The 21,825-nt window shown below is 48.2% G+C and carries 24 protein-coding genes and 1 other annotated feature; of the genes, 16 read left to right on the forward strand and 8 right to left on the reverse strand.

Annotated features, from left to right (window positions below):
- Nucleotides 1-90: 90 nt before the first annotated feature.
- Nucleotides 91-753: a response regulator transcription factor gene (locus KNP98_RS00920; protein ID WP_088837783.1), complete on the forward strand. Its 663-nt coding sequence runs from the start codon at nucleotides 91-93 to the stop codon at nucleotides 751-753.
- On the forward strand, nucleotides 750-2,012 hold the full coding sequence (locus tag KNP98_RS00925) for a HAMP domain-containing sensor histidine kinase (RefSeq protein ID WP_214768848.1): 1,263 nt from the start codon (nucleotides 750-752) through the stop codon (nucleotides 2,010-2,012). The genes KNP98_RS00920 and KNP98_RS00925 overlap by 4 nt, the downstream gene beginning before the upstream one ends.
- Before the next feature lie 47 nt (nucleotides 2,013-2,059).
- On the opposite strand, the gene KNP98_RS00930 is transcribed toward KNP98_RS00925, so the two are convergent.
- Nucleotides 2,060-2,563, reverse strand: a complete 504-nt coding sequence (locus KNP98_RS00930) for a hypothetical protein (protein WP_029331436.1) — start codon at nucleotides 2,561-2,563, stop codon at nucleotides 2,060-2,062.
- Between the two features lie 138 nt (nucleotides 2,564-2,701).
- Between KNP98_RS00930 and KNP98_RS00935 the strand changes: the two genes are divergently transcribed.
- The 11 genes from KNP98_RS00935 (at nucleotide 2,702) to KNP98_RS00985 (ending at nucleotide 12,560) form a co-directional block, all read left to right on the forward strand.
- Nucleotides 2,702-3,184: a hypothetical protein gene (locus KNP98_RS00935; RefSeq protein WP_214810560.1), complete on the forward strand. Its 483-nt coding sequence runs from the start codon at nucleotides 2,702-2,704 to the stop codon at nucleotides 3,182-3,184.
- Between the two features lie 63 nt (nucleotides 3,185-3,247).
- Nucleotides 3,248-4,078, forward strand: coding sequence for a GNAT family N-acetyltransferase (locus tag KNP98_RS00940; protein ID WP_029331434.1), 831 nt, complete (start codon nucleotides 3,248-3,250; stop codon nucleotides 4,076-4,078).
- Nucleotides 4,079-4,699: 621 nt separating this feature from the next.
- Complete coding sequence (locus KNP98_RS00945; RefSeq protein WP_214801966.1) at nucleotides 4,700-5,092, forward strand: hypothetical protein; 393 nt, start codon at nucleotides 4,700-4,702, stop codon at nucleotides 5,090-5,092.
- Nucleotides 5,093-5,154: 62 nt separating this feature from the next.
- Nucleotides 5,155-5,391, forward strand: a binding site (T-box leader).
- A gap of 94 nt (nucleotides 5,392-5,485) precedes the next feature.
- Nucleotides 5,486-7,000 carry a peptide ABC transporter substrate-binding protein gene (locus KNP98_RS00950; protein ID WP_214810561.1) on the forward strand — a complete coding sequence of 505 codons (1,515 nt, stop codon included), beginning with the start codon at nucleotides 5,486-5,488 and terminating at the stop codon, nucleotides 6,998-7,000.
- 208 nt (nucleotides 7,001-7,208) lie between these two features.
- On the forward strand, nucleotides 7,209-8,492 hold the full coding sequence (locus KNP98_RS00955) for a methyl-accepting chemotaxis protein (RefSeq protein ID WP_214810562.1): 1,284 nt from the start codon (nucleotides 7,209-7,211) through the stop codon (nucleotides 8,490-8,492).
- A 224-nt stretch (nucleotides 8,493-8,716) separates the two neighbouring features.
- The gene (locus KNP98_RS00960; RefSeq protein ID WP_088837776.1) at nucleotides 8,717-9,541 is read left to right on the forward strand and encodes a flagellin N-terminal helical domain-containing protein; all 825 of its coding nucleotides are present in this window, start codon (nucleotides 8,717-8,719) and stop codon (nucleotides 9,539-9,541) included.
- A gap of 139 nt (nucleotides 9,542-9,680) precedes the next feature.
- Entirely contained in the window at nucleotides 9,681-10,037 is a 357-nt protein-coding gene (locus tag KNP98_RS00965) for a flagellar protein FlaG (protein WP_088837775.1), read from the forward strand.
- 19 nt (nucleotides 10,038-10,056) lie between these two features.
- Nucleotides 10,057-11,622, forward strand: a complete 1,566-nt coding sequence (fliD, locus tag KNP98_RS00970) for a flagellar filament capping protein FliD (protein WP_088837774.1) — start codon at nucleotides 10,057-10,059, stop codon at nucleotides 11,620-11,622.
- A gap of 15 nt (nucleotides 11,623-11,637) precedes the next feature.
- Nucleotides 11,638-12,006 carry a flagellar export chaperone FliS gene (gene fliS / locus KNP98_RS00975; RefSeq protein WP_088837773.1) on the forward strand — a complete coding sequence of 123 codons (369 nt, stop codon included), beginning with the start codon at nucleotides 11,638-11,640 and terminating at the stop codon, nucleotides 12,004-12,006.
- Entirely contained in the window at nucleotides 11,970-12,356 is a 387-nt protein-coding gene (locus KNP98_RS00980; protein ID WP_239456752.1) for a hypothetical protein, read from the forward strand. The genes fliS and KNP98_RS00980 overlap by 37 nt, the downstream gene beginning before the upstream one ends.
- Before the next feature lie 27 nt (nucleotides 12,357-12,383).
- The gene (locus KNP98_RS00985; protein WP_204251403.1) at nucleotides 12,384-12,560 is read left to right on the forward strand and encodes a hypothetical protein; all 177 of its coding nucleotides are present in this window, start codon (nucleotides 12,384-12,386) and stop codon (nucleotides 12,558-12,560) included.
- A gap of 44 nt (nucleotides 12,561-12,604) precedes the next feature.
- On the opposite strand, the gene KNP98_RS00990 is transcribed toward KNP98_RS00985, so the two are convergent.
- The 7 genes from KNP98_RS00990 to KNP98_RS01020 all read right to left on the reverse strand — a co-directional run bounded on the left by KNP98_RS00990 (nucleotide 12,605) and on the right by KNP98_RS01020 (nucleotide 17,783).
- The gene (locus tag KNP98_RS00990; protein WP_088837771.1) at nucleotides 12,605-13,273 is read right to left on the reverse strand and encodes a DUF2225 domain-containing protein; all 669 of its coding nucleotides are present in this window, start codon (nucleotides 13,271-13,273) and stop codon (nucleotides 12,605-12,607) included.
- Between the two features lie 24 nt (nucleotides 13,274-13,297).
- Nucleotides 13,298-13,738 (reverse strand): YaaR family protein, encoded by a 441-nt coding sequence (locus KNP98_RS00995; protein WP_029331409.1) that lies wholly within the window; start codon nucleotides 13,736-13,738, stop codon nucleotides 13,298-13,300.
- An 18-nt stretch (nucleotides 13,739-13,756) separates the two neighbouring features.
- Nucleotides 13,757-14,650, reverse strand: coding sequence for a flagellin N-terminal helical domain-containing protein (locus KNP98_RS01000; RefSeq protein ID WP_088837770.1), 894 nt, complete (start codon nucleotides 14,648-14,650; stop codon nucleotides 13,757-13,759).
- Entirely contained in the window at nucleotides 14,650-15,042 is a 393-nt protein-coding gene (locus KNP98_RS01005; RefSeq protein ID WP_214810563.1) for a flagellar export chaperone FliS, read from the reverse strand. The genes KNP98_RS01000 and KNP98_RS01005 overlap by 1 nt, the downstream gene beginning before the upstream one ends.
- Nucleotides 15,042-15,329 (reverse strand): EscU/YscU/HrcU family type III secretion system export apparatus switch protein, encoded by a 288-nt coding sequence (locus KNP98_RS01010; protein ID WP_088837768.1) that lies wholly within the window; start codon nucleotides 15,327-15,329, stop codon nucleotides 15,042-15,044. The genes KNP98_RS01005 and KNP98_RS01010 overlap by 1 nt, the downstream gene beginning before the upstream one ends.
- A 9-nt stretch (nucleotides 15,330-15,338) precedes the next feature.
- The gene (locus KNP98_RS01015) at nucleotides 15,339-17,183 is read right to left on the reverse strand and encodes a hypothetical protein (RefSeq protein WP_214810564.1); all 1,845 of its coding nucleotides are present in this window, start codon (nucleotides 17,181-17,183) and stop codon (nucleotides 15,339-15,341) included.
- 93 nt (nucleotides 17,184-17,276) lie between these two features.
- A complete protein-coding gene (locus tag KNP98_RS01020) occupies nucleotides 17,277-17,783 on the reverse strand; it encodes a competence protein ComK (RefSeq protein WP_088837766.1) in 507 nt (168 codons plus the stop codon).
- 250 nt (nucleotides 17,784-18,033) lie between these two features.
- Between KNP98_RS01020 and KNP98_RS01025 the strand changes: the two genes are divergently transcribed.
- The 3 genes from KNP98_RS01025 (at nucleotide 18,034) to secA (ending at nucleotide 21,817) form a co-directional block, all read left to right on the forward strand.
- Nucleotides 18,034-18,234: a cold shock domain-containing protein gene (locus KNP98_RS01025; protein ID WP_088837765.1), complete on the forward strand. Its 201-nt coding sequence runs from the start codon at nucleotides 18,034-18,036 to the stop codon at nucleotides 18,232-18,234.
- Between the two features lie 281 nt (nucleotides 18,235-18,515).
- The gene (hpf, locus tag KNP98_RS01030; RefSeq protein WP_026827559.1) at nucleotides 18,516-19,079 is read left to right on the forward strand and encodes a ribosome hibernation-promoting factor, HPF/YfiA family; all 564 of its coding nucleotides are present in this window, start codon (nucleotides 18,516-18,518) and stop codon (nucleotides 19,077-19,079) included.
- Nucleotides 19,080-19,297: 218 nt separating this feature from the next.
- Nucleotides 19,298-21,817 (forward strand): preprotein translocase subunit SecA, encoded by a 2,520-nt coding sequence (gene secA / locus KNP98_RS01035; protein WP_214810565.1) that lies wholly within the window; start codon nucleotides 19,298-19,300, stop codon nucleotides 21,815-21,817.
- Nucleotides 21,818-21,825: the final 8 nt, after the last annotated feature.

Consider the following 21,825-nt stretch of genomic DNA (forward strand, 5'->3'; position numbering starts at 1 on the left):
AAACGAAGTTGTGAGGAAGTTGCAAAGAAATTGCCAAGAAAAGCAAATCGGCTAGAAAAGGCGGTACACTAAGCATGTGGAGGGATAACGATGAATATTTTATTGATTGAAGATGAAGTAAAGTTAGCACACGTGACAGAACGTTTTTTACGGCACCACGGATATGAAGTGACACTCGCGATGTCGATTGGACAAGCGAAGGACGCCTTAAGCAAAACGACGTTTGACGCGGTCCTCGTCGATGTTCGACTCCCGGATGGGGACGGCTGGTCGCTCGTCCCGTCGATTAAAGCGGTCGCTATGCCGCCCGTCGTCTTCATGATGACGTCGCGTGGTGAAGCGGATGACCGTGTATTCGGACTTGAGCTCGGAGCAGACGATTACCTCGTCAAACCCGTCGTCTTGAAAGAACTGACGATTCGGCTCGAGCGGGCGCTGAACCAGCGTCCGAAAGACACCGCCTTCCGGTTGGGTGATTTAACACTGGATCCGAAAGCGCGTCTCGTCAAAAACGGCGAGCAGTCGCTCAGTCTGGCGAAGATGGAGTTTGAGCTGTTGACATACTTCGTCGAACATATCGGTGAAGCACTCAGTCGCGATCAAATCCTGGATGATGTCTGGGGATATACATTCGGTGGCGATACCCGGACCGTCGATACGCACGTCAAACAATTGCGTGATAAGTTACCGACGATCAAACAACAGTTAAAGACGGTCCACCGGGTCGGATATCGACTGGAGGCGATGGAATGAGTAAATTGATGCGGAAGTTTTTACTGGCGGTCGTCGCACCGCTCCTCGTCATGGGTAGCTTGAGTTTTATCTTGACGGCGGTGCTCGTCAATCGGTTTGCGGAAGACGAACGCTACAGTCAACTCGCACGTGAAGCAAATATCATTCAAGAAGCGATCGACGGCAATCAACCGCTTCCCCGTGACATTCAAGGTTTCATCACGATCGACGGACAAACGCAACGCCTCGGTGGACGAGGACCGCAACCGGTCAACTTACCGGCGCTCGAGAAGTTGCAGCAACAAGACGTGATTGATGTTCAGAATCAACGTTTGTTGACCTATCAGCTGAAAGAGGGGGACACGGTCATCACGACGATTCGGAATGCACCGCTCGCGAGTAGTGCGTTGAACGGTGTCTACTTGGCGATTGGTGTCGCGCTCCTCGTGACCTTGTTGCTTGCGACAGGGCTTGCTTATTATATGGGACGACAGTTCACGCGACCGATCGTCAACTTACGGTCCGTCGCCCAGCAAATCGGAGCGGGAAAAAAAAGCGTCCCGCTACCTGAACGACCGAATGATGAAGTCGGTGAGTTGATTGCTGCCGTCGATGAGATGCAGGAACAACTCCTCCAAAAAGAAACGTTGCAAAAGTCATTCATCGCCGGTATCACCCATGATTTGCGGACGCCGCTCGCAATCATCCGCAACGAAACGGAGGCGCTCGCAGCAGGAGTGATTCCGCTAGACGAACTACCGGATGTCACGGACAGCATCATCGAGGAGACGGATCGCCTCGGCCTATTGATTGATGAGACGCTCGTCTACTCGAAACTTGCCGGAGGGATGATGCCGCTCGAACGGATTGAGACGCGACTAGATGACCTGGTGTTCGATACGGTCGGACGGTTGGAGGCGACGTTTGCGAAGGATGGAGTGGCACTTGTCGCTGAAGCTGTGTCCGTCACGCGTCGTGTTGACAGGCACATGTTCGAACGGGTCCTCGTCAACTTCCTGATGAATGCCCACGCGGCTGCTCCGCCTGATAGCCGGGTCATCATTCGGCTGACGGAGACTGAATTGACGGTCGAGGACGCGGGGCGTGGCGTCCCGGAGTCCGACCGGACGACGATTTGGGATTTGTACGTCAAACAAGACGGCAGTTCCGGGCACGGGCTCGGGCTTGCGATTAGCCGTTTGATTCTCGACAGCCATGAACTGGTCTATGGCGTCCGAACGAGTCCGCAAGGCGGAGCGTGTTTCTTTATTCGTCTATAATGTAAAAAAGCCCCGTTCCTCGTCGAGAGGAGCGGGGCTGTCAGTGCTTATTTTGATTCGTTTTCGTGGACGAGACTCGGTTTGACGAGTGTATAGAATTCATCACTCATGCCGACACGGCTGCCCATTTGGCAAGCGAGTTCGAGTGTCTCTTGGTAAAATTTCGCGACGAGGCTGTGGTTTTTGATGTGCATGTCTTTCATCGCTTTTTCGACGCCGAGGACGACTTTCGCGATTTGGTCATCTGCATCATTACGGACAGGGACGACGTTTTCCGGGAGGTCGACTTCTTTATCGTGTCCGTTGAAGCGGAACGAAGCGCCGAATCCAAGATGCTCGAGGAAGAAGTGCGGTAACAATTTGCCGGCGAAGAATTGATGCCATTCCGATTCTTTCATCGCGTCCATATCCCGTTTGAAAGAAGTCGTTGCAAGTGCATAGCGGTCATGTGTATCTTTCATGAACTTCTCGAGGATTGGTACCTGCATCGCGAATGAGTTCTTGAGCAGATTATCGAGCTGTTCTTGTGTTAATTGTTCTTGTTCAGCCATCCTTTTAACCCCATTTCGTTTCGTTACTCTTATCGTAAGAAATTTAGACAATTCCGTCAAATCTTTTTCGAGAATAAGGTTTACCTATTGTACGAAAGGGAATTTTATTATTATCGCATACATAAAGGAGGAATCAGCATGAAACGAATCGCAATGACAGGACTATTAATCGGGGCATGTCTGATTCCGGTGACGGCCTTTGGTGCGACGAACGTCTCTTATCAAAAAGGGATGGTTCAAAACAAACAGCTTGGTTATTCGGTCAAGGCGACAGAGACGCTGAAGAAAGCGATCGCGCAAGATAAAGTCGCGCTGATCAAAAACAAAACAGTCAAATCAAAGTACGGTACCGTCACGCGGAGTGGAACGTTTTCGCTCTATTATAAGGTCAAAGGAAAAGATCAGTTGCTCGTCAACTTGAACTATGAACCGAAGAAACTGTCGAAAAAACAGTTCGACCGTCAAGTCGGGTACGGCACGTATCTTGGGACGAAGGACAATAAAACGTACTATTATGTCCAACCGACGGAAGCCGTTAAAGGTGCGGTCGGGAACAAAACAATCGAACGCTTGATCACATATCACGTTCCGCGGATGATGAAAACATTTAAACTGCAGTAAGCATTAGCTTTTGCTAGTGCTTCTTTTAGTGGTTCGCTATAGTAAAGGTTGAGGTGAAGAGAGATGGAATTTACAGTAACGAAAGTCTTACAAACGACAGATGTCTTGCAACTTGAGAAATGTGTCAACGATCATGATGGAATTGAATTGAAGGTGGCGGCAGATTATGTCGGCGAGAATGATTTTGCTGTCTACGACGGCTCAAAATTGATTGGCTACCTGCAAGCCTTCGCGTATCTACCGACAGAATGGGAAGTCAACGTCTTCGTTGATCCCGATTACCGGCAGCAAGGGATTTTTAAATCGCTCGTCGAAACGGCGGCTGGCGTAGCGCGCGAAACGGGCGCGGAAGCCTTTACGTTCGTGATTGATGATGCAAGTCAATCCGGTAAAGCAGTCTTGGGCAAGCTTGGGGCAGAGTACCGGATGACGGAATACAATATGGTGCTGAAAAAAGCGCAATTGTTCTTAAAAGCAGATCCTGATTTCGAATTACGCGAAGCGACGGCATCGGACCGTCCGTTCATCGTCGAGACGCTCGGACAGTCGTTCGGAAATACAGCGGACGAGGCGGAAGCGATTTATCAAGCGATTGAGACAGAGGATCGCGTCACGTATGTCGGTGTCGCGAACGGTCAGCCGGTCGGTGTCGTCCGTGCATATTTAGCATCCGAGACACAAGCGAGCATCCATGCGTTCGCCGTTCGTCCGGAAGCGCAGGGCAATGGCTACGGGAAGAAGATGTTGAAACTGATGGTCCAAGCGATGTTCCGGACAGGTCGAACGCAGCTTGAACTCGATGTCGAGACGGATAACGCACGGGCACTGGATCTCTATAAAGATGCCGGATTCGTCGTCGGTCGCGGTTATCAGTTCCACGTGCTTGAATTATAAGAAGTCTGAACGAAAGTCCACGGGAGTGGGCTTTTTTTGTGAAATCGTATAGCAAGCATAGACCTTAGGTCTTACTACTCTCTAAGAAAATAGAATATCGTTTCCGATCGTCCGCTGGCGCGCTTTCCTCGGGCGGAACGCAAGCCGCGATCGGCTTTTAGCCGACCGGGTCTCGCTTGTTCCTGACGGAAAGGACGAGCCCTTCCTTTTCCCGCAGGAGTCGCGCCCGGACGATAGGAGCATAAGCAGTTTGATGGAAAGTTCATGGGAGTGGGCTTGTTTATGTAATCGTTATAAAAGGCATAGGCGTTTGGGTCTTACTGATTTTAAAAAATAGAGTATCGTTTCCTATCGTCCTCGGGCGCGCTTTCCTCGGGCGGAACGCAAGCCGCGATCGACTTGCAGCCGACCGGGTCTTGCCTGTTCCTGACGGAAGGGACAAGCCCTTCCTTTTCCCACAGGAGTCGCGCCCGGACGACGGAAACTTTTTTGTTAGCAATTAAGGGACATGTAGCGAAGGAAACCACGTAAAAAAATAAGTTCATAATCTAAAGGAAGTCTGAAACCTCTCCCGTGTTTTGTCGTATACTAAATATATGGAAAAATAGAGGAGGCGACGACATGAATGATCGACAGGAATCATTACGGACGTTGAAGTGGGTGTCAGGTGGTTTAGAGGCCATCCTCGGGATTCCGATTCTCGGTGGATTGATTGTTCTCGGGTCAGGGTATAACGCGTTGTGGTTGATGCTTGCGTTTCACATCGTGGTTGTGGTGTTGACGGCGCGGGCCGGCAATGTCTCAAAAGGAAACATCGTCGGAATCGTCGCATCGACAGTCGGTGTCATTCCGGTCGTCGGGATGTTATTACACATGGCAGCAGCCATCACGATTTTACTTGACGCGGCATTTGGTAACCGGATTATTACACGGACCCACGTCGAGCGGGTCGAACCGATTCGTCCCCGTCCGGTCCGGAAAGAACAGGAGAAACAGGAAGATCATCCGTTTTGAGCACTTTTGATTGACAGTGAAATCCGAGCCGTGTAAAGTAAAGACCAAGTTAAGCCATATCAAACAAATCAACGACGCGGAGTAAGTACCGTCAACACTGCCGACAAAGCGAGTCAGGAAAGGTGAGAGCCTGACGCGGTAAGCTGATTAGGGAATGGACCGCTGAGAGCCTGTTGAACGATTGCAGTAGACAGGACGGTTGCCCCCGTTACAAGGCTAGCTGGTTGTTGGACCAGCGACAAGAGGAGATTTTTAATCTCAACTAGAGGTGGCACCGCGCGGATACAGGCGTCCTCTATGCAGCAGCTTTTGCTATGCATAGAGGGCGTCTTTTGTTTTACGTCAAGGAACGCCGAATCATCCAACGCACATTATCTTTAGGAGGAATTTTTTATGAAGAAGACATTGATCGCGGCGGCAAGCACGGCGTTCCTACTCGCAGGATGCTCGACGACAGACACAGAACAGGCAGCACCAAATGAAAACGAAAAGAAAGTCCTGCACACGATGGAAAGTTATGATCTCCTGTCGGTTGACCCGGCAGATGCCATCACGTCGAACATCTTCAACCAGATTTATGAAGGACTATACCGTTTCGATGAAAACAATGAACTCGTCCCGGCAGCTGCCGCGTCACACAGCGTATCGGAAGACGGTAAAGTCTATACGTTCAAGCTTGACCCGACGGCGAAATGGTCTGACGGAAAACCCGTCACGGCAGAAAACTTCCGTTATGCCTATGAGCGCGTCATCGAGACGAACTCCCCGTTTGCGTACTTGCTTGAGCCCGTCAAAGAAACGAAAGTCATCGATGACGAAACGTTGCGAATCGAACTGAAACGGCCGACACCGTACTTCCTCAGCATGACGACGTTCGGGACATACATGCCGGTCCGTGAAGATATCGTTGAAGCACAAGGCGACAAGTTCGGGACGGATCCTGAGACGAATGTCTACAATGGACCGTTCACCTTCAAGAAGTATCAAGCGGAGCAAGGCTACACGCTCGCGAAAAATGCTGACTACGCCGACCAAAAACAAGTCAAGATTGACGAAGTCGACGTCAAAATCATCAAGGACCCGATGCTTGCGATCAACTTGTTTGAAACAGGTGAACTCGATGTCGCACCGCTCAACTCGGAAAACGTCATCAACTATAAAGATAAAAAAGAGTACAACACGTTCAGTGATTCACGGATGTTTTTCATCCGGATGAATCAAAAAACGGACGCCTTAAAAGATAAGCAGACCCGCCAAGCAATTGACGCTGCTTATAATAAAGAAGCGTTGACGGAAACGTTACTCGGAAACGGTTCGTTACCGGCCGATTATATCGTCCCGCAAGAGCTTGACCCGCAGTACGATAAAACACGTCAAATCACGTCATCATTCGACGAAGCACAGGCGAAGAAAGTCCTCGAACCGCAAAATCTAGAATTGACGATGATCATCGAGGACGATGACGTCTCGAAAAAAATTGGTGAGTACATTCAAGGAACGCTTAAACGTCAAAACCTCGACGTCAAACTCTTGCCGCTGCCGAAGAAGGAACGTCTTGCCCGTGAAGGACGAGGGGACTACGACTTGTCACTCGCGAGCTGGGCACCGGACTATCAAGACGCGACGACGTACTTGAACTTGTTCATGACCGGTAACCCGTTCAACATGATGGATTACTCGAACAAACAGTATGACCGTCTCTTGCAACAGGCAGAAAAAGAACTTGATCAAGATAAACGGTTGGAACTCTTGAGCCAAGCCGAATCGCTGTTACTCGACGATCAAGCGATTTCGCCGGTCTACCAACGCAAAAACGCCTTCTTGCAAAACACGGAAATCACGCACCTCGCCCGACACAACGTCGGGACGGACATCTCGTATAAGTACGTCGAAATTGACCGGAAGTAAAAAGATCAGCCGTCCGCCTTGTCATGATTAGATGATGAAGCGGACGGTTTTTTTGTGTGGATCTGTCATTGTCACAAATCAAATTGTTATTTTGTGACAAGTAAATCCTATAACCGACTTTGAAATCAGGTCAATTCTATTAAAGCGTTCTCATATCTTGCCGATAAGGAGAATGTTGAGAAAAGAATCAGGAAAGGAAGTTACGGATATGAGTAAGTTACGTAGCAATTTAAAGATTCGGTTATTTGTATGGGTTCTCGTGATTTCAATCATTACAGGCGGAATTTCTGCCCAGCTGACATTATTCCTCTCGCGTGGAGTCGACGTTGCAGAAAACCAAGCGATTTTATTTGGAGCGGGTATCGGATTAGTCTTGTCGATTCTCGGATCACTATTGATTCAATTGATTCTCCGTCAGCCGATCAAAGCAATCGAAAAAGCGACACAAACGGCACGTGAAGTCGCGAACGGTAACTTTGATGTGGATTTCGAAGAAGCGAAGCGTGGTGACGAAGTCGATCAATTGATGCATGAACTTGAAGTGATGGTAGTACATATCCGCAAGCAAGCGACACAGATGGGCAGCTCAAGCGATAAGCTGACGGCATCTGCCCAAGAAATCGCGGCAGCCGTTCAGGAAGGCAACGCGTCAGGTGAAAGCATCCGGACTGCGATGGCGGAGCTCTCGACGAAGATGAACGAGAACGTCGATCAAGCGTACCTCTCGATGGATGCACTCGGTGCCGTCAAACGGACGATGGATGAAGTCGCACAAGAAATGAATCAAGCTTTGAAATCAGCGACCGTCATGCAGACAGAAGCTGAAAACGGTAAGACACTCGCGACGGATTCCGTTGAAGCGATGCATATGATTTCGAGTAAGATGGAACAATCCGCGACACTCAATGGTCGTTTGACGGACATGACAGGTGAAATTTCACGAATCACGGACGTCATCAGTGACATTTCAGCACAGACGAACTTACTCAGTTTGAATGCCTCGATCGAAGCAGCACGTGCCGGAGAAGCCGGTCGTGGTTTCGCCGTCGTTGCGGCGGAAGTCAAGAAACTGGCTGAACAAACAGCGACGTCAGCAAAAGAAATCACCGACTTGATTTCCGGTGTTAAACGTCTCGTCAATGATACGGCGAATGCAATGACGGACGTCCAAAAAGAAGTCGCGACCGGTGTCGGACTCGTCGAACAAGCAGGGTCGTCATTCGAAGAGATTCACCATTCAACAGAACATGTGTATTCACGTGTTAAATCGGTTGATCAACTTGTCGTAAAATCGGACAAAGAGATTGATCAGGTCGGTTTGACGACGGCGAACATTTTGGCGATGGTCGAAGAAGCGTCAAAACATGCGGAGCAAGTCTTACAGGCTTCTAGTCATCAGGCAGCTTCACTCAGTGAAGTCAACGGTGCGATGGAAGAGCTCGTCTCAGTCGCAGAACAACTGCAAGAAGAAACGGGCGCGACGCGTCTCTAATTTAGGAATCGCAGGCGGAAGTCCCGTCTGCGATTTTTCTTTTGAATTTTTTTATTTTTTTTGAGAGAAACTGTTAAACATTTCGGCACGGCGACGATATATAGAGTGGAAGCAGTCATCGACTACAACCATCGCGCTACCCTTGGGCCGGCCAGGGGGCGCATCTCGGAGAAGAAGGATCTTCAAAGAGACAAAAAAATTATTCCTATGGAGGGAAACTTAAAATGATTATCAATCACAACCTTAACGCAATGAATGCTCATCGTAACATGAGTGCAAACACAGCAAACGCTGGAAAAGCAATGGAGAAACTTTCTTCAGGTCTTCGTATCAACCGTGCTGGTGACGATGCTGCAGGACTTGCAATTTCTGAAAAAATGCGTGGTCAAGTTCGTGGGTTAGAACAAGCTTCACGTAACGCACAAGATGGTATTTCGTTAATTCAAACTGCAGAAGGTGGTTTGAACGAAGTGCATTCTATTCTCCAACGTCAACGTGAACTTGCTGTTCAATCTTCAAACGATACGAACGTTGCTGCTGACAGAACTGCATTGAAAGATGAGTTCGATCAACTTTCTTCAGAAATCGGACGTATCAAAGATAATACTACCTTCAATACGAAACAACTTCTTGATGGATCAGATGCTAACGGGAAAATTCATGTTGGAGCAGATGCGACGCAAACAATTGATATCGATTTCACTACTGCTGGAGTTGATTTAAGTGCTGTTTCTACGGCAGTTTCAGCTCTCGATATCAGCACACAAGCTGGAGCAGATGGTGCGATTACTACTGTTCAAACACAAATTGAATCTGTATCGTCTGGTCGTTCGTACCTTGGTGCACTTCAAAATCGTTTAGAGCACACAATCAATAACTTGAACAACGCTTCTGAAAACTTAACTGCTTCAGAGTCACGTGTTCGTGATGTAGACATGGCGAAAGAAATGATGAATTTCACTAAAAACAACATCTTAAACCAAGCATCACAAGCAATGCTTGCTCAAGCAAACCAACAGCCACAAGCTGTTCTTCAATTACTCCGTTAATCAAAGGTTAAGCTATTACGACTAAAAAAGGTCATGGACTCGTTCCGTGACCTTTTTATGTATTTTATAAAATGTCTATTATAATTTTTTAGTACAATGCCGATATACTACATAGAGAATAAATAAGGAGTGTTGGTCTATGAATTCCATTAATACGGAGATTCGGCTTCACCTGCCTGCAAACGTCTTATCATACGAAGCGACACGGAACGTCTTTGTTGAAGCGAACCAAGAAGAACTAGAGCAAGATGGGGTTGTCGTCTTGCCTACATCTCAACATGTTACGAAGCTTGAAACAGCAATTGAAAAAGCGAACTCCCAACTCGAAATACAACGGACTGGTTTGAAGTTCGTAAAACATGAAAAACTAAATGAATTTTATATTCAAATCGTTGATATGAATGATAATGTCGTGCAAGAAATTCCAAGTAAAAAAGAATTGGATTTTTTCGCTGCATTTATGGAATTTAATCAATTAATCGATAAACGGGTTTAATTTAGAAAGGACTGATTGGATGGCAGTACTTCGATTAAGTGGTCTCGCAAGTGGGATTGATACGGAAACGATGATTAAACAATTAATGCAGGTGGAACGTGCGCCAGTCGATCGTTTAGCCCAAAAGAAACAAACATTGACGTGGCAACGTGATGCATATCGAGAAATTAACCGAGCATTGCTTGACCTGCGAACAGCAGCAAGTGATATGATTTTATCTAAAAACTATACAGCAAAAACTGTGACCAGCTCTGATTTATCAATAGTAAGTGTTTCTGCAAGTTCTATAGCAAGTACCGGAAGTGTAACGATTGACAGTATTGGTCAGCTAGCTTCAGCTTCTTCTGTGAGTATGACAACAACGGCAGGTCGACCAAGTAGCACCACACTTACAGATAGTGGTTTATTTGAAGCAGACGTTAACGGTAAAATTAATGTTCAAATCAATACGTTTTCTTCTGATGGAACGGCTATTAATGAAACGATTTCACTCGATGCTACACAGAAAATCTCTGATTTAACTGCAGCGATTAATGGTAAATCAAGTCTTGGCATGAATGCAGTCTATAATGAAATTACAGGGAAACTAGTTTTAACGAAAACGAATACAGGAAAACTTAATCCGAACGGATCAGACATTTCGATTGTAGATGTTAATGCTGGAATAGAGAAAGTAAATTCTCAAACCGCTACTTTAGGGCAAGAGGGTCAAAATGCCAAGTATACAATTGGTGGTCAAGAATTAGAACAACGAACAAACACGTTTACACAAAATGGATTAACAATCACTTTAAACAAGATATCGACAACACCAACAACATTGAATACAAAACTTGATGTGCAAACAAATTTTGATTCTATTAAAAAATTCGTTGATAAATACAACGATATGATTGATAAAATGAATAGTAAAGTGAATGAAGAAAAGTATAGAGATTATCAGCCGTTAACTGATGCTCAACGAACAGAATTAAGTGACGATGAAATTAAAAAATGGGAAGAAAAAGCAAGTAGTGGTATCTTACGTAATGATAGTTATTTACAAAGCGGGATGAACCAGTTTCGCAGTGCGATTTCTTCAAAAATTGACACCGGTTATACATATCAATCAGGAACGGATACGATTGCCTTGAACTATATGTCACAAATTGGAATTACAACTACAGGCGATTTCCGTGATGGTGGTAAATTGCAAATTAATGAAACGAAGTTGAAGAAAATGCTCGAAGAACAACCGGATGGAGTTTACAAGTTGTTTACGACGGATGCACCAGGACCGGTTACGAATCCAGATGGAAGTCTTACACAAAATTCTAATGGATTAGATGGATTTGTTCGTCAAATTCAAGTATTTGCAACTACTATGCGGAGTAAAGTATCACAGGTTGCAGGTCTAGATGGTGCAGTCGCGACGACGTATCGTCTCGGCCAATCACTTGCTGACGTCGATAAGAGTATCCTTTCATGGGAAGACAAATTAACAGCTAAAGAAAATGCCTATTACCGCCGCTTCGCGGCGATGGAACAGGCAATGAATCAAGCGAACAGTCAATCGGCAACACTCGCTTCATACTTAGGACAATAAGGAGGGTTTCTGACGATGAATCCATATGCGACGTACCAAACGAACTCGGTGACGACAGCATTGCCGCAAGACTTGACGTTGATGTTGTATGAAGGACTGATTAAGTTTGCAATGATGGCGAAACGTAATATCGAACAAGGAAATATTCAAGATAAAAACACGTATATTCAAAAAGCGCAGGCCATCATCATGGAGCTCCAACTGACGCTCAATAAATCGATTGCTCTATCAACGGATTTAAATAATTTATATGATTACATGCAGGGACGCTTGATTGATGCGAACATCAAAAATGATGTGACGGCGATTGACGAAGTGATTGGGTTCGCGGAAGAATTTCGTGAAACATGGAAAGAAGCGATGAAGCTCGCCCGTCAACGATGAGTCCACTCGATCCGCTGCGCCTGAAGACGAAACATTTGATGGAACTACTTGAGCAGACACCGGAGGAAGAAGTTTATGACGAATGGGTCGTCAAGATTCAAAACTTGCTGAATGAACGGGAAGCGTTCATTGCCGCTCATTCGAACTTGCTTGCCGGGGCCAATCAAGCGGTTATTCAAGAGCTTGTCGCCGAAAGTCGGAAACTGGACTTGAAATTATCTGAAGAAACCGCTAAATTAGGGGTACAAATCAATCAACTCCGACAGACGAAAGTCAGCCGGAAATCGTATATCGACCCGTACGAAGAAGTCGAAGGTAGTTTTTCACCATATTTTGATTCTCGTCAGTAACTTTCTTATTCCAGGGAGGGATCTTGCGTGACTAAACGTGAAGAGAAAAAACGTACCGTGCCGAAACCGTTTTACCGATCAGATGGTTCGTACGATCAATTCATCGAACCGGACGTCGAGTCCGAATCTTGGGAAGAGGCGGAACGCCCGATTTCGGACGGGCCTGACGTCTATGAAGAAGAAAAATATCGACGCGAGTCGTAACAAAAAAGGGCATCCTGTATGGATGTCCTTTTTTGTTATGATATTTAGATTTGGTGCCGTTCCCGATACAGTTCCCAGTGTTCCCGTGCCTCTTTTTTGATTCGGTCAGATATTTTTTGACTCTGAAAGATAAGGCTATACCATTGCTTCGCGTCATCTGTCCGCTCGAGACTCGCATAGAGATCGGCAATTCGTAATAATAAAACATCATGCGGAATCCCGGTCCGGACAGCATCGGTATAATTGAGATAAAGCGCTTCGTACTTCTCGACCGACCGCTCCATCCAGAGCACTTCCTGCTCTTTGTTTGCAAGCAAACGATTTAACCAGGCGATTCGGACGCCGAGCATCGCGAGGATACTCTCTTTTTGGAGTGTCACTTGAGCACTATAAAGACAAAGCTTATAAAGCTGGATTGCCTGCTCCGCTGTCCGCTCAGTCGTAGCGAACGCTAACACCGGTAAAGCGGGAAGAATGTCCGTCGTCAGTCGTTCCCGGACGTCCGGACGGAGCTTCTCGAACGCTTCATGGAAGATGAAACGGCAATGGGTGCATTGAACCGGTTCGTAATAATAGACGTTTGGTCCGTCATAGTGAATGAAACCGTCGAAGTCGGTCTGCACGACACGGATCTGTCGACTTAAGACGCGCTTCGTTTCTGTTTCCTTCAAGCAGTACGGGCATTTACATTTTTTTGAGTAGATAGCAGGCATTAGATAAAACTCCTCGGGATCGATTTAGACAAAGACGTTGACGAGCATCCCTTTGATTTCTCCGACTTGGTCGAGAATGTCGAGACGGCGTGACTCACCGGAGATGACGGTGTTTGTCAGCTCGAGCAGCTTCGCGTCGACCTGTTCGACGACTTTGTAGATTTTCGTCCGTCCGCGCCGGTTGAAGCCGCGTTTTTCCTCGAGTTGCTGCGATTGATCAAGGGCATCTTTTAGGAAGTCCTTGATTTTCTCTTTATAGCTCTCGAGGTTCTCGATTGTCTGGCTCTCGGCGAGCAATTGTCCGTGTTCTTCGACGAGTGTCAACTTTTGTTGGAGCCGTTCGTAGCCTTTATGCTCGCGTTTATCTTGCATCAACGCAGAAAACGTCGTCGACGCCTCGACCTCGCGTGGTCCGGTCTTCGGTGTCTGCAGGCGGCTCGTTTCTTGGATGCGCCGGATATCCATGGCTGTCGTCCTCCTTGATTAGTTGAGTAGTTGTAAGACGCCTTGCGGTAAGGCGTTCGCTTGGGCAATCATCGCCATCCCGGATTGATTCAAAATATTGTATTTTGCATATTCCATCATTTCACGCGCCATATCAGCATCACGAATCCGCGACTCCGATGCCGTCAAGTTTTCTTTACTGACGCTGAGGACGGATGTCATCGCTTCGAAGCGGTTTTGGATGGCACCGAGTTTCGACCGTTGCGCTGAAACCGTGTCGATTGCTTGCGTATAACGGCTGATGGCATCATTCGCGTCCTGTTCCGTCATCACGCTGAGGGCGTATTCGGGTGTGCCGTCGACGCTTGGGACATCGAGTTTGCGGACATCGGTGTTCAGCTGGGTAGTCGTGCTGATGCCGATGCTTTGCGCCCGCATATCGTCAATCGTTAAGGAAATCCCTTCGTTCGCGCCTATGTTTGTCTGGATGAAGATGGCATTGTCTTCCGTGCTGAAGTTACCCGTCAATAAGTCTTTCCCGTTGAACTGCGTCGTTTGCGCGATTCGTGAGACTTCATTTGTCAATTGGTTGATTTCTTCCTGGATAGCCGACCGGTCCTCTGTCGCCAGTGTTCCGTTGCCGGCCTGGACGGCGAGCTCGCGCATCCGTTGTAATAAGTTATGTGTTTCGCTCATGCCGCCTTCAAGTGTCTGAACCATCGAGATTCCGTCGAGGACGTTTTGTTCCGCTTTATCAAGCGCTTTGAGACGGTTCCGCATCTTCTCCGAGATGGCGAGCCCGGCCGCGTCATCGGCGCCGCGGTTGATTTTTTGTCCGCTCGACAGTTTATCCATCGTCGTCTTGACGTTCAGTTGGTTAGCACTTAAATTCCGGTACGCTTTCAGTGCCTGTACGTTATTGGTGATCCGCATTAATAATCCATCCCTTCATACCGTTCATGGTGTGCCGCCCGGACGAGCGGTCGTTCTTTTTTCAGACTTGCGGCTTGCCACGTGACGAGCAGTTCTTCTGCGAGTTGAAGCAGTTCCTCTAACACGAGTGGCGTCCGATAGGCCTGTAACGTCTGGTCTGCTAAGTACTGGTAAAGGGCGTCGAGTTGACCGGTGATGATGCCACCGTCGTCATGGAGCCCTGCTTGTAGTTTCGTTAAAAGTTGATACGCTTTTTGCAACCGTTCGTTGATTTCATCGAACCGGTTGTCGTCGCGGGCGAGCAACGACCGGTCGTATTGCAGGACGAGTCCCTGGAGCATCGTTTCCGTCAATTGTTGCGGTGTCATTTGAAACAGTTCTTGTTCTGTCATCAGTCCCGTCCTTTCGCGTGATCGAGTTCTTCAATCAATAACAATAATTCGGCCATCACGTCGTAGAGTTGTGGCGGAATCGCCGTTCCAAGATCGAGGTCGAGTAAGTGACCGAGCAACGATGTATCCTGTTCAATCGCGACACCACTGGCGCGCGCTTCCTGTAAAATCCGGTCGGCGGCTTGCCCGGTCGCCCGGGCGACGACGACGGGAGCGTTGCCTGAATGTTCATCATACCGTAGAACGGCAGCTGATTTTCGATGTTTTAAATCAATTTTTTGATACATGGCTCCTCCTTAAATCCGGTAATCGTAGCCAGCTGGTGTCTCTGCCGGTTTGACAGGTTCTGGCGTCGCCTGTTCTTTTGTAAATGGACTGAAGCGAATCCGGACATCTTGGAAGCCGGTCGTTGCTAACGCCTCGGTCGTCCGCTCGAGGAACGGGGTGGCCAGTCGCTCGAGAATCGGCACATCATTTTCAATCGTAATCTGCATCTTCCGGTTGACCGTTTCGACGCGGACGCCGATATCGCCGAGCCGCGGTGTCTCAAGCTGGACATAGAGTGTGTTGTTTTCCCAGTCAATCACTTCGTCCGGGCGTTTATTTTGCAGATGGACGTGTAAGCCGGCTGTCCCTTCGACGAGTTGGACGGGCAGGGCGAGCAACAATTGTTGGAGCTGTTGACTGGCATCCGGTTTATTGACTTGTTGTTGTGTCGCCAGGAATGTTTGCAGTTTCGCTGCTTCCGGGTTCGCGGCTGGTGTCGCGAGCTTCAACTCGGCTGTCTGCAGTTGGAGTGTTTTTTGGACCGTCTCCTGTAAGACGCGCGGGCTGTTTTGGCTTGGTTCATATGGCAGCGGGCGGCTCGGTGTTTGTGAGGTCTGTGTTTGTCCGCTGACAGGACGAACCGGTTGATTGAGCTCCGGTAAGTACGTCGTTCGGACGTTCGCCGGTGTGAAGCGGAACGCTTCGAATCCGATCCGGACTTCCTGGAGAAGTGCTTTTGCTTCCGTCCCGCGACCAGTTGCGGCAAGATCGGCACCGCGCTCCAGTTTCGAGAGCCACTGAATCAATTGTTTTTCGTCCCGCATCGATGTATGGAGCATCGCATCCGTCTGTTGGAACGTTTGGCGAAGCCGGTTCGCCGTACTCTCGATGACTTGTGCCATCTGTGCCGGACGCCCTTCGACGAGCGGTTCAATCTGTTTGAGTTGCGAGACGATCGTCCGCTGATTACTCCGGAAGTCGTTCGTCATCTCAGCCAGTCGTGGCGTGACTTCGCGGACGACCGTCAACGCCGACCGGACGGGTTCCGTCGTCTGGCGCGCAGCGGTCAGTGCCGTTAACTGCTCGAGCTTCGTCGGTTCCGGCGCTTCGAGCGTGACGGGGAAGTGCGGGCGCAGTTGCTCCCGTGCCTGTGTCAACGCACCGCGTTCGATCGTTTCGACAATCGCGCCTTGCTCGTTCAGGGGCAGGTGGTTCACGATTTGCCGAAGTCTTGGCGCATTCGCTTGCTCGATGTCTGCTTGTGTCGGCAAGGTCGTTCGAGCAACGTCGAGCGCGATGGCAGTGCCGAGTGTCGGTTTATCGACGACGGCCTGACGTTCCGGTAAAAGGTCGACGAGTGAATCCGTTTCAGTCAGCAGGCTGCTGATCAACGCATCGACGTCCGTCGGCAAGGCACTGTCGGAAGGGCGTGAGACGAGAGCGACGACGAGATCTTTGTACGTTCCCTGAAGAGCGGCGACGAGCCGGGCGACGGTTTCCTTCGTTTGCGGCAATTGTCCTGTCGCAAGCAGTCGGGCGACAGCTTGCTTTAACTCTTGTGGCAATTCGTCGAGTAAGGTCGGATCGATGCCAGTTGCATCGGTCTTGACGGAGCCTGTCGGCGCTGTGTCCGGGGTATCCGTCAATTGTTCAATCAAATAGCCTTCTGCTGTCGCTCCCTTTACCTTAAACTGGAAGTCTCCTGTTGGGACGTCACCTGTAAACGTCATCTCGATTTGGTCGCGTCCGACTTGGACGAGCGCTGTATGTGGACCCGTTTTTTCAAGGACGGTCCCACTATACGTCTTTTTGTCGGACAATGTCGTCGGTGGCGACGGAACGGCCGGACTATTTGGTTGCAACTGGATGTTCATCGAGGCACCTCCTGTTTCATAATTTATTCATCTTATTATATATCGGCATAAACAAAAAAGGATTGAGCGAAATTATCGCCCAACCCGTTTTTTTTAATGTTTAATTGAATTAAAGCGTTCCTCTAGTGTCATCGCGTTCAATTGTTGGTAACGAGCCATCAGCTCGCCAGTTGCTTTCATTTGGTTACGGACGATGTAAGGAGAGGCGTTTACAGGAAGGATCATGCCATTACGAGTTTGGAGTTTCGTTTGTCCGTCTTCCTCGATGACGTCGGACATGTGGCTCCAGGCGTACCACTCGCAATCATCACGTTTTGGTGATTTGGTAGGGAAAAAGACAAGACCGAGCGTCGGTTCGATGACGACTGGAACTTTTCCTTTGACGGAAGCGACACGTTTTGCCGTGACGATCCGTTCCTCGATGGAACTGTTGTACTGCCTGCAAGATAGTTGCAGGAGTTGATACGGACGAAGCGGGGTCATGATTGTTGAGCCGTCTTCTAGGACGATGATGGATTGTTTCATCATGTCATAGCACGGCAGGATCGCGACGGTCCGTTTCGTGATTCGGTATTTTTCGTCATTATGGAATGGTCGCATTCGACTACATCCTCCTCAATTAGGACAATGGATAAAATAGGTAATTACTAACGATATAATACAATACTACACCTGTAATGACAATGTAATTTTTTGAAAAGAACAGCAATAGATCGCGCTATTTATTTAAAATCATCAATGAATTCGCATTAATCAGAATTTTCAATTGTCAATAATTCCTTCTTTTGATAGACTAAGCGGTAGAGAGCTTGCTCTCGAACTCTGGTTTGCGAAGGGAACGTGAATTCGAATGGAACAAGGTAAAGTAAAATGGTTTAATGCTGAAAAGGGTTACGGCTTCATTGAGACATCGGACGCAAAAGACATTTTCGTCCACTTCTCAGCAATTCAAGCAGACGGCTATAAGTCACTTGAAGAAGGCGAAGAAGTTGAGTTTGAAGTCGTTGACGGCGATCGTGGCCCACAAGCTGCGAACGTTACAAAACTTTAATCCGAATAGCAGCCGCCACCGTCTTTAGGCATTGTCTAAAGGCGGTTTTTTTGTTTCGATTTAGTTTCGTAAGGGTATATACGCTAATATCACCACACAAAACTATTATAGTACGCTAAAGATTGAGGGGGATGTTCAATAGAATGTCATCGTTTTCATTTCCTTGTATCATTTATCGTGGTATAATAAATACGAACCAAAAGAATTTTGAATCTTCAGAAGGAAACGACTGAAGTTTAGCGAATTCATAGGTTCAACCGGTTACTTAAGGAGGAGTTTACATGATCTACAACATTCGCGGTGAAAACTTGGACGTCACAGATGCTCTCAAGGATTACGTCGAGAAAAAGCTTGAAAAGTTAACTCGTTATTTTACAACTCCTACGGAAGCGCAGACGGCTTATGTCAATCTCAAAGTCAACAATGAGAAACAGAAAGTCGAAGTGACGATTCCAATGCCAAACCTTTTGCTTCGTGCAGAGGATGTAAATGGCGACATGTACGCAGCAATCGACCTCGTCGTCGATAAGCTCGAACGTCAAATCCGGAAACATAAAACGAAAATCAACCGGAGAGGACGCGCCAAAGAAGGCGGCATTGGCGAATACTTCAAAACGCTTGAAGGACCGGAGGCAGAAGCACCTGTCTACGAAGAGGATGAAGCGGAACTCGAACTCGTTCGAACAAAACGTTTCACACTCAAGCCGATGGATACGGAAGAAGCGATTCTTCAAATGGACATGCTCGGTCACACGTTCTTCGTCTTCTCAGACGCTGAAACGGGTAACACGAACGTCGTTTACCGTCGAAAAGATGGTCGTTACGGCTTGATTGAACCAGAATAATGAATGTACAAGGGACTCGCTCTTAGGAGTGGGTCCCTTTTTGATATGTTAGAAAACTATATCTTAAGTCGATGCGTATGCTACATAGATCGAACAGGACGAGACGTCACGTCGTCCGCTTGTTGAAATTTGACGCTGTATTCGGTACACTGAATAAAGGAAAAATCTCGGAATTCTGTTCATATAAAGAATCGTTCGAAGTAAGGGGACTGTATGGCATGGCTAATTTTCTAAAAGAGTTATTCGCACCGACGAAACGTGTCCTGAAAAAAGCAGAAAAAGTGGCAGACGCCGTCGAAGCATTCGAGGAACAAATGGGTGCTTTATCAGATCAAGAATTAGAAGGTAAAGTGGTGGAGTTCCGGACGCGTCTTGCGGGCGGAGAAGATTTAGATGATATCTTACCGGAAGCATTCGCCGTCTGTCGTGAAGTATCGACGCGTGTCTTAGGCATGCGCCATTATCGTGTCCAATTAATTGGGGGATATGTCCTTCACAACGGTGATATTGCTGAAATGAAGACAGGGGAAGGGAAAACGCTTGTCGCGACGCTTCCTGTCTATTTGAACGCACTCGCCGGCAATGGCGTCCACGTCATCACCGTCAACGAATACTTGGCGAAACGTGACCGTGACATCATGGAGCCCCTCTATGCGGCGCTCGGTCTATCGGTCGGTTTGAACCTGTCAAGCATGTCGCGTCAAGAAAAACAAGCAGCCTATAGCTGTGATATCACGTACGGAACGAACAATGAGTTCGGTTTCGACTACTTGCGTGACAACATGGTCCTGTATAAAGAAGACCGTGTTCAACGTCCGCTTTCTTATGCTGTCGTCGATGAAGTCGACTCGATCCTCGTTGATGAAGCACGGACACCGTTAATCATTTCAGGTTCTGCTGAGAAATCGACGGCCCTCTACTCACAAGCAGATACGTTCGCGAAAATGATGAAGGCAGATGAAGACTATACGGTCGACATCAAAACGAAAAGTGTGCTCTTGACGGAGCAAGGCATCGACCGCGCTGAAAAATACTTTGGTATCGACAACCTGTTTGGTCTCGAGCACGTCGCCCTCAACCATCACTTGAGTCTCGCACTCCGTGCGAACTCCATCATGCACCGCGACGTCGACTATATGATTCGGGAAGATGAGGTCATGATCATCGACCAATTCACGGGTCGTGTCATGGAAGGACGTCGTTACTCAGAAGGACTGCACCAAGCGATTGAAGCGAAGGAAGGCGTCGAGATTCAACGTGAATCGATGACGCTTGCAACGATCACGTACCAAAACTTCTTCCGGATGTACACGAAACTTGCCGGTATGACCGGTACGGCGAAGACGGAGGAAGAAGAGTTCCGGAACATTTACAACATGCATGTCGTTCCCGTTCCGACGAATAAGCCCGTCATCCGTAACGATCAGCCTGATTTGATTTTCAAGACGATGAACGGGAAATTCGCTGCTGTTGCAGACGAAATCGAACGTGCCAACCGCGAAGGACAACCGGTCCTCGTCGGTACGGTCGCCGTCGAAACGTCTGAGCTCCTCAGCGGGATTCTCAAGAAACGCGGCATCCGCCACGAAGTCTTGAACGCGAAAAACCATGCACGGGAAGCAGAAATCATCGAGAACGCGGGACAAGCGAACTCGGTCACGATCGCGACGAACATGGCCGGACGCGGTACTGACATCAAGCTCGGTGCAGGTGTCATCGAAAAAGGCGGTCTCTACATTCTCGGGACAGAGCGTCACGAATCACGCCGGATCGATAACCAGTTACGTGGCCGGGCCGGTCGTCAAGGTGACCCGGGGGCATCCCAGTTCTATCTTTCACTCGAAGATGAATTGATGCGCCGTTTCGGTTCCGATTCCCTGCAATCGATGATGGATCGTCTCGGAATGGACGATTCGCAACCGATTGAAAGCCGGATGGTCTCACGTGCCGTCGAGTCTGCTCAAAAACGGGTCGAAGGAAATAACTTTGACGCACGGAAACAAGTCCTCGGTTACGATAACGTCATGGCTGATCAACGGAAAGTCATGTACGCGGACCGGGCAGCGATTCTTGACGCCCAGTCTGTCTCAGACATCGTTCGTCCGATGATGGAACAAACGATTGAATCAGGTGTCCATCAGTACACGCCAATCGAGTTCGTACCGGAAGAGTGGAGCATCGGTGCACTCGCGGATTGGTCGAACCAGACGCTTGCCGTCGAAGAAAAAGTGACGGAACAAGAGTTGTTCGGCAAAGAACGCGAAGAAATCATCGAACTGCTCAAAGAGCGGACGTTCGCACACTACGAACACAAACGGTCGGAAGTACCGGCTGAAGCGTTTGACGAGTTTGAAAAAGTCATCGTCTTACGTGCCGTCGACCAACACTGGATGAACCACATCGATCAGATGGATCAGTTGCGTGAAGGGATTCACCTTCGTGCTTACGGTCAAAACGATCCGCTGCGGGAATACCAGTCGGAAGGTTCAATGATGTTCGATACGATGAACGCGGCAATCGCGGAAGAAGTGACACAATTCGTCCTTCGTGCTGATCTTGACCCGAACTTGAAACGCGAAAAAGTCGTCAAGGATGAAGTCGCCGTCTCAGGCAAAGAGGACAAGGTCGTCAAAAAAGCGCCTGTCCGCAAAAATCCGAACGACCAAATCGGACGCAACGACCCATGTTGGTGCGGATCCGGTAAAAAATACAAGAACTGTCACGGCCGTCAGGCATAAGTGATGAA

Origin of the sequence: Exiguobacterium sp. s127 (assembly GCF_018618695.1) — a bacterium.
Classification (GTDB): Bacteria; Bacillota; Bacilli; order Exiguobacteriales; family Exiguobacteriaceae; genus Exiguobacterium_A; species Exiguobacterium_A oxidotolerans.

Excerpts from the sequence above, each read along its gene's own strand:
- KNP98_RS01025 (WP_088837765.1), top strand. The coding sequence starts at position 18,034 with ATGGAACAAGGTAAAGTAAAATGGTTTAATGCTGAAAAGGGTTACGGC.
- KNP98_RS00950 (WP_214810561.1), top strand. The coding sequence starts at position 5,486 with ATGAAGAAGACATTGATCGCGGCGGCAAGCACGGCGTTCCTACTCGCA.
- KNP98_RS01015 (WP_214810564.1), bottom strand. The coding sequence starts at position 17,183 with ATGAACATCCAGTTGCAACCAAATAGTCCGGCCGTTCCGTCGCCACCG.
- KNP98_RS00925 (WP_214768848.1), top strand. The coding sequence starts at position 750 with ATGAGTAAATTGATGCGGAAGTTTTTACTGGCGGTCGTCGCACCGCTC.
- KNP98_RS00920 (WP_088837783.1), top strand. The coding sequence starts at position 91 with ATGAATATTTTATTGATTGAAGATGAAGTAAAGTTAGCACACGTGACA.
- KNP98_RS00980 (WP_239456752.1), top strand. The coding sequence starts at position 11,970 with ATGGAAAGAAGCGATGAAGCTCGCCCGTCAACGATGAGTCCACTCGAT.
- KNP98_RS01005 (WP_214810563.1), bottom strand. The coding sequence starts at position 15,042 with ATGACAGAACAAGAACTGTTTCAAATGACACCGCAACAATTGACGGAA.
- KNP98_RS00935 (WP_214810560.1), top strand. The coding sequence starts at position 2,702 with ATGAAACGAATCGCAATGACAGGACTATTAATCGGGGCATGTCTGATT.
- hpf (WP_026827559.1), top strand. The coding sequence starts at position 18,516 with ATGATCTACAACATTCGCGGTGAAAACTTGGACGTCACAGATGCTCTC.
- KNP98_RS00990 (WP_088837771.1), bottom strand. The coding sequence starts at position 13,273 with ATGCCTGCTATCTACTCAAAAAAATGTAAATGCCCGTACTGCTTGAAG.
- KNP98_RS00955 (WP_214810562.1), top strand. The coding sequence starts at position 7,209 with ATGAGTAAGTTACGTAGCAATTTAAAGATTCGGTTATTTGTATGGGTT.
- KNP98_RS00945 (WP_214801966.1), top strand. The coding sequence starts at position 4,700 with ATGAATGATCGACAGGAATCATTACGGACGTTGAAGTGGGTGTCAGGT.
- fliS (WP_088837773.1), top strand. The coding sequence starts at position 11,638 with ATGAATCCATATGCGACGTACCAAACGAACTCGGTGACGACAGCATTG.
- KNP98_RS00930 (WP_029331436.1), bottom strand. The coding sequence starts at position 2,563 with ATGGCTGAACAAGAACAATTAACACAAGAACAGCTCGATAATCTGCTC.
- KNP98_RS00995 (WP_029331409.1), bottom strand. The coding sequence starts at position 13,738 with ATGGATATCCGGCGCATCCAAGAAACGAGCCGCCTGCAGACACCGAAG.
- KNP98_RS01010 (WP_088837768.1), bottom strand. The coding sequence starts at position 15,329 with ATGTATCAAAAAATTGATTTAAAACATCGAAAATCAGCTGCCGTTCTA.
- KNP98_RS00940 (WP_029331434.1), top strand. The coding sequence starts at position 3,248 with ATGGAATTTACAGTAACGAAAGTCTTACAAACGACAGATGTCTTGCAA.
- KNP98_RS01000 (WP_088837770.1), bottom strand. The coding sequence starts at position 14,650 with ATGCGGATCACCAATAACGTACAGGCACTGAAAGCGTACCGGAATTTA.
- KNP98_RS01020 (WP_088837766.1), bottom strand. The coding sequence starts at position 17,783 with ATGCGACCATTCCATAATGACGAAAAATACCGAATCACGAAACGGACC.
- KNP98_RS00965 (WP_088837775.1), top strand. The coding sequence starts at position 9,681 with ATGAATTCCATTAATACGGAGATTCGGCTTCACCTGCCTGCAAACGTC.
- secA (WP_214810565.1), top strand. The coding sequence starts at position 19,298 with ATGGCTAATTTTCTAAAAGAGTTATTCGCACCGACGAAACGTGTCCTG.
- KNP98_RS00960 (WP_088837776.1), top strand. The coding sequence starts at position 8,717 with ATGATTATCAATCACAACCTTAACGCAATGAATGCTCATCGTAACATG.
- fliD (WP_088837774.1), top strand. The coding sequence starts at position 10,057 with ATGGCAGTACTTCGATTAAGTGGTCTCGCAAGTGGGATTGATACGGAA.